At 30.2% G+C, this 6,114-nt stretch carries 6 protein-coding genes; all 6 read right to left on the bottom strand.

Going from position 1 to position 6,114, the window contains the following annotated elements; genetic code table 11:
- Window positions 1-1,556: GH92 family glycosyl hydrolase (locus tag ACIQ11_RS08245; RefSeq protein ID WP_396154179.1), on the bottom strand; the 1,556-nt coding region annotated here is incomplete at its 3' end.
- An 84-nt stretch (window positions 1,557-1,640) separates the two neighbouring features.
- On the bottom strand, window positions 1,641-2,048 hold the full coding sequence (locus tag ACIQ11_RS08240; RefSeq protein WP_396154178.1) for a hypothetical protein: 408 nt from the start codon (window positions 2,046-2,048) through the stop codon (window positions 1,641-1,643).
- 14 nt (window positions 2,049-2,062) lie between these two features.
- Window positions 2,063-2,902: a GIN domain-containing protein gene (locus ACIQ11_RS08235; protein WP_396154177.1), complete on the bottom strand. Its 840-nt coding sequence runs from the start codon at window positions 2,900-2,902 to the stop codon at window positions 2,063-2,065.
- Window positions 2,903-3,159: 257 nt separating this feature from the next.
- Window positions 3,160-3,867: a GIN domain-containing protein gene (locus ACIQ11_RS08230; protein WP_396154176.1), complete on the bottom strand. Its 708-nt coding sequence runs from the start codon at window positions 3,865-3,867 to the stop codon at window positions 3,160-3,162.
- Window positions 3,868-3,872: 5 nt separating this feature from the next.
- Window positions 3,873-5,606, bottom strand: coding sequence for a PspC domain-containing protein (locus tag ACIQ11_RS08225; RefSeq protein WP_396154175.1), 1,734 nt, complete (start codon window positions 5,604-5,606; stop codon window positions 3,873-3,875).
- A gap of 6 nt (window positions 5,607-5,612) precedes the next feature.
- Window positions 5,613-5,942, bottom strand: coding sequence for a PadR family transcriptional regulator (locus ACIQ11_RS08220; protein ID WP_396154174.1), 330 nt, complete (start codon window positions 5,940-5,942; stop codon window positions 5,613-5,615).
- Window positions 5,943-6,114: the final 172 nt, after the last annotated feature.

The raw sequence follows: 6,114 nt of genomic DNA, 5'->3' as shown, positions 1-6,114 counted from the left end.
CAAGAATTTCCTTCTGTAAAATTATTATTCACTTCTCTTGGATCAAAATGTTTGTCCCAACCACCGTTTTTCTTCGGACGCATAAAACCGGTTTCCCAATCAAAAGTGTTTCTCCAATTTTCAGAACGTTTTGAAAAACGAGCAACTTCATTGCCGTTTTTTATTATCTGAGCCATTTGAGCAATACACCAATCGTCATACGCATATTCTAAGGTTTTAGAGACGCTTTCGTGTTCGTCATCCATCGAAATGAAGCCGTTTTTCTTGTAGGCTTCTAATCCTAAAACATCTCTCATAGCTGATGATTTGCTGGCTTCAAAGGCTTTTTCGTAATCAAAACCTGTTATGCCTTTTGCCATCGCATCCGCAATTACAGAAACCGAATGATAGCCAATCATACAATCCGTTTCATTGGATGCCAATTCCCAAACGGGTAATCTACCGCCTTGTTCGTATTGTTTGATGAACGTATTGATGTAATCAGAGGTGCGTTTTTTATCGATTAACGTATACAACGGATGCGCGCCTCTAAAGGTATCCCAAAGTGAAAAAACGGTATAATAATCAAAGCCTTCTGCTGTATGAATTTGGTTGTCTCTACCACGATATTTCCCGTCTAAATCTTGTGCGATATTGGGTTGCATCATCGTGTGATATAACGCCGTATAGAAAATCGCTAACTTATCTTTATCATCAGATGTTACTTCAATTTTTGATAATTCTTTGTTCCAAAGGGTTTCTGCTTCTTTCTTAACTTTTTCAAAATCCCAATGGTTGATTTCGGAACTGTTTAATTTCGCTCCTTCATAACTTGTTGGCGAAAGCGAAACTTTTACGAGAATTTTTTCACCTTTTTTGACTTGTTTTGAGAAACTTAATGCCAATTCCGTTCCTTTGTATAAGCCTTCTAACTTCGTGTTTTCACCTTTTACCAAATTCACTTTCAAAGGCACATTGAACTCAATTCGAGCATAAACATATTGATCTCTTGCCCAAGCTTCGCTTCTTCTCAAAATTTCAATGGTTGTTGGATTTACAATTCGGACTTCACCAAATAATAATTTATCACGATGATTCAAATCTAAAATAATATTAGCTAAACCCGCTTTATTAAACGTATATTCGTGAAAACCAACACGAATAGAAGTTGTTAAACGCACATCGATATTGTGTTTATCTAATTTCACGGAGTAAAATCCTGCGGAAGCTTTTTCATTGGTATGCGAAAAAGTAGAGGAATAGATTTTGTTATCAAACGAAGGTTCGCCCATAGTTGGCATTAACATAATATCACCATAATCTGATACACCCGTTCCGTTTAAGTGTGTATGAGAAAATCCGTAAATAGTATTATCATCATAATGATAACCGCCACAGCCATCCCAACTGCCATCAATACGCGTATCAGGCGAAAGTTGCACCATTCCATAAGGCGCAGTTGCCCCTGGAAATGTGTGTCCGTGACCGCCGGTTCCAATAAATGGATTGACGTGTTTAGCAAAATCTTGTGCGAATAATAAAGTGGGAAGTAGTATAAATAAAATTGCTTTCTTCATAATAATAGAATATTGTTGATGTAAATTTCAACAAACTATTTGAAAAAAGCAATTTTACAGGAAATTAAATCGGTTGGATGAGGTTTATTTGCCGAGTACACCCTTACAATTAACTGTATGAAATTCTATGTTGTTTTCGTCTTTGATGGTATTTGCTTCAAAGGTGAAATTTTTATCGTATAGTTTTCCGTTTAGAAAATACGTAAGCATAAAATGATTGTTTAATTGCAATACATTATTTTCTAATAATTCTATTTTAATAGCAGTTTCAGGTAAAACTTCTTTAAAAGCATGTCGGAAATAACCTGTTTTTCTTTCTTCATTATTCAGTACTCCTGAAGCATTGGAAACTACCATTGCCATTTCTAATTTTTCTGAACTATCGTTTAATAAGTAGGCATACCAACTGTTTTCTCCAAAATCTTCATTCCATTCTTTTATGGCAACCACATATACGTTTTCTACTTCAGGAATAATAATGTCTTTTTTCATAAGAAATTACTGACTTATTTTATTTTTTTTGATAAAGTAGCCGTATTTGTAAATATCTTTAAATCTACTTTTGGTTCTCCTAATAAATCAATTTGGGTATTTCCTGACGCTGAAATTTCAATGGTTTTTTGAGCATTTACTGAACAAGAGGTGTATCCTTCAGCAATTAATTCCATATCAACTACGGTGAATTTTTTAGCCACTAAACTTGAGTTATTATCTAATCTTATTTTTGCAATTTGCGCATCGCCTTCAATAGTTGCTTGCGATTTTTGATATAAATCTACCTTAGATTCTGGTGAAGCAATTAATGCTTTTAAATTAGCATCTTTACTTAATTCTACAACAGATTTTTCTGCTTGCACATTGATTTCCGCTTTAGATTTATCAGTCATTATTAATGTGAAATTGGTAGATTTTACATTTAAAAAAGATTGTGATTTATCAAAGTTTTTAACTGTAATATTCGCTAATGCAATATCTGCAATGGCATTAACTTTACTAGAATGTCGCGCTACAATAGATTTTAAACTATCATTATAATTTACTCTAATAGCCATTTTTTTCTCGCCAACAGGTTGTTTTAAAGCTGTTAATTTTAGAGTTTTTCCTAAAACATTATAACTAATAATATCATGTAAGTTATCGTCCGCTTCTATTTCAATTGATGTTTTTTCTCCTTTTACAAAATACACATCCAAAAATTCTTCAATTTCTACATGTTCAAATTCTTCTACTTCTTTCACAGAAATAGTTACAATTTTTGAACCTTTAATTTTTTCTAATTTAGCTTGAGCTGTCGCTAATGAAAAGCTAAACAGAGTAATTACGAAAAGTGTGATTGATTTTATCATTTTATATAAATTTTAATTTAAAGTACAAATATATTAAAAAAAATCCCGAAATAGTCGGGATTTGTGTGTTATGATATTAGATTTTTAGAGTCAAAAAAGGATGTTAAAAAATACTTTCTATAAATTGAATTACTAATTGTACGGCAATATCAATCATTTTAATTACAAATTGTATCATATTTTTTTAAGTTATATAGGTTAATATATTGTGCAAAATTAAGTATTAATTATGAAATGAATGTTAAAAATTAATTAAATTATTCTATTGTTATTTCGCCACCGCTAGTTTCTTTACCTCGGAATTCTCTTGGTTTTTTTACCGATGCTATTGTTCCAGCACTTTCCGCTTTTGCATCTAATTTTACAATGGCATGTACTTTAATAGTACTTGCGCTTGACGATTCTGCAAATACTTCATTTGACATTAATTCTGACGCATCAATTGAACTTGCACTTGAAGCATTTGTTTCTAATTTTAATGTTTTTCCCTTTATAGTAACATCTCCAGTACTTGAGGCATCAATTGTAATGTTTTCAAATTCAGCTTCCATATCAATAGTGCTGGCACTTGAGGCAATAATATTTAAATTGTTACCTTTAAATACTGTGTTAGATTTTATTGACGACGCACTTGAAGATTTAATTTCATTTAATTCTTTTATTTTTACTCGCACAATAAGTTCATTACAAACAATCATATTTTCATCTAAACTTATTTTCAAAACACCATTTGAAATTGTTGTTTTAACATGATTTTGTAAATTAGAATCCGTTTCAACTTCAATGCTGTTGCTTTTGGCTTGTTCAATTTCAACAGCTATTGCTTCGCTGGTTTCAATTTTTGTGAAATCCTCGGTTACTTCTCTTTTACTTGTTGTAACCTGTCCATTTCCTTTTTTTTGATTCACAAATTCTTGACAAGAAATAAGTGAAATAATTATGAATGTATATAATATATTTTTCATTTATGTTATTTTATAGTGATACCATTTTTGTTGATTTTAATGCTTTCTACATTTTCTTTTTCAACGGTTTTATTTCCTTTTTTTATAAGAATACCATCTTCATTTAAAATGATTTCAGAATTTTCTTCTGAATTTGAAATAGTGTCATTTTCAACATCGTTATAGTCGTTTTCATCAATTGGACAATTCATACATAACACTTTATTTTCTGAAACGATATATGTATAAGTATCTGTACTATAATGTAAGTTGAAATAATCATTTTCAGATATGTCAAAGTGTTTGAAGTTTTTATCCACTTTAAAAATAGTGCCTTTAGGTAAATATAAAAACAATTCTACTTCTTGGTCGTGTTTTTTATTGGCTAAATCTGTAATCCAATAATTATCTAAAATTAAATTGTTGTTTTCAATTTTTACGTTATATTTTATTTTTTCAGCAGTTTGTTTGGCTTTTTTAATGCTACTTCCTTCTGCAGATTTTTCAATTTGTAAAAAAGCAATTGGTTCGTTTGTTTCTACTATTTTTATAGATACATTATTTGAAAAAATAATTGCTTTATCAGTATCATCATGAATAACTTCAAAATTGTCAAAATCGTAATTGTCTTTGCCGTATAAATTATTTGAAATAAATTTAACATTTAAGGTATCAGTTGGTTTTAAATTGATAGCTACTTTTTCGATTTCCTTTCCAGTATATGCGTTTTGACTAATTTCTCTTATAGTTAAAAACAACACGGACGCCAAACCGATAATCCAAATGGCTAATAGCGAATAATTTATAGAATTTCCAATTGATTTCATTCTGGTTGAAAGTAATTTTAACCCTAAGATTAATATGAAAAACAAAGGAATTCCAACAACTATAATTAATAATATTCCTTGAATCCAAATAGGTGTTTCGAAACTAAAAGGAGTGTGAATGTGATTGTATAGGAAATTATCTGGCATAGATGAGAAAAACATCATAGCAATACCGCTAATTACAATACTAATTAAGGTTAAAGAGGAAATAAGCACAATAAAACCACCAATTATCTTAGAAATTACATTAAATATTGACGTTACAATATCACTTAGAGTATTTCCGATTTTTTCTGCTCCTGATTTAGCATTAGTAGCAATTTTGTCTTGGTCTAAATTTGAAAATTTATCTGAAATTTCGTTAAAACCTTCTTTTACTTTTTTCTCAATATTTGAAATATTTATAGGCTCTCCTTTCATTTCTAATTTTTGAGAAGTGGTAACAGCTTCTGGAATTAAAATCCATAATATAATGTACAACACTAATCCTGTCCCAAAGCCGAAGAATAAAATTACCATTATGATTCTTAACCATAACGGGTCAACACCAAAATAATGTCCTAAACCTGATAAAACACCTCCTAAAAATGAGTTTTCTTTATCTCTATATAATTTTTTTGAACTACTTGATGAGGTGTAGTTGGATTGAAAATCATTTTTTGGCGTTTCTTCTTCAATTTTATAATCTTCAGGTTGCCCCATAATCGTTATAATGTCATCTACTTCTTTCAAGCTAATGACTTGTTTAGTAGTGCCTAATTTTTCTGTAAAAAGTTCAGAAATTCTACTTTCAATATCATTTATAATTTCTTCTCTACCATCAGGAGATAATGAACTTCTAACGGCATCAAAATAGTTGCTTAATTTTCTAAAGGCATCTTCGTCAATATGAAAGAAATACCCACCTAAATTTATACTTGTTGTTTTGTTCATAATCTGTTATTTTTTAGTAGTGATAGTGTTTACAGCACCCGAAAGTTCACTCCAAGTGTTGTTTAATTCTTTTAAAAATTCTTTTCCTTCATCAGTTAAGCCATAATACTTTCTTGGCGGCCCCGATGTAGATTCTTCCCAGCGATAGCATAAAAGATTGTCATTTTTTAATCTTGTTAATAAAGGATATACGGTACCCTCAACAACAAGTAATTTAGCGGTTTTTAAAGTGTCCAAAATTTCAGAAGTGTAAGCGTCTTTTTCTTTTAATACAGATAAGATGCAAAACTCTAAAACACCTTTTCGCATTTGAGCTTTTGTGTTTTCAATATTCATTTGAGCTTGTTTTTTTAATCACGATAAATCGATTTAAAATGGAGTACAGTACTTAGTACATTATTTTCTTATGCAAATATATATCTAAAAGCAGATACCTTGTTTCGCATAGTACTAATATTTAACATATTTTTAACATTTTATAGTTTTGTCGTTCACAACTATTTTTTTC

The sequence above is a fragment of the Flavobacterium sp. genome (assembly GCF_044361065.1).
Classification (GTDB): domain Bacteria; phylum Bacteroidota; class Bacteroidia; order Flavobacteriales; family Flavobacteriaceae; genus Flavobacterium.
The sequence above is the reverse complement of the archived record's forward strand: the minus strand, read 5'-3'. Positions and strand labels throughout refer to the sequence as shown.

Excerpts from the sequence above, each read along its gene's own strand:
- ACIQ11_RS08225 (WP_396154175.1), bottom strand. The coding sequence starts at position 5,606 with ATGAACAAAACAACAAGTATAAATTTAGGTGGGTATTTCTTTCATATT.
- ACIQ11_RS08235 (WP_396154177.1), bottom strand. The coding sequence starts at position 2,902 with ATGATAAAATCAATCACACTTTTCGTAATTACTCTGTTTAGCTTTTCA.
- ACIQ11_RS08220 (WP_396154174.1), bottom strand. The coding sequence starts at position 5,942 with ATGAATATTGAAAACACAAAAGCTCAAATGCGAAAAGGTGTTTTAGAG.
- ACIQ11_RS08240 (WP_396154178.1), bottom strand. The coding sequence starts at position 2,048 with ATGAAAAAAGACATTATTATTCCTGAAGTAGAAAACGTATATGTGGTT.
- ACIQ11_RS08230 (WP_396154176.1), bottom strand. The coding sequence starts at position 3,867 with ATGAAAAATATATTATATACATTCATAATTATTTCACTTATTTCTTGT.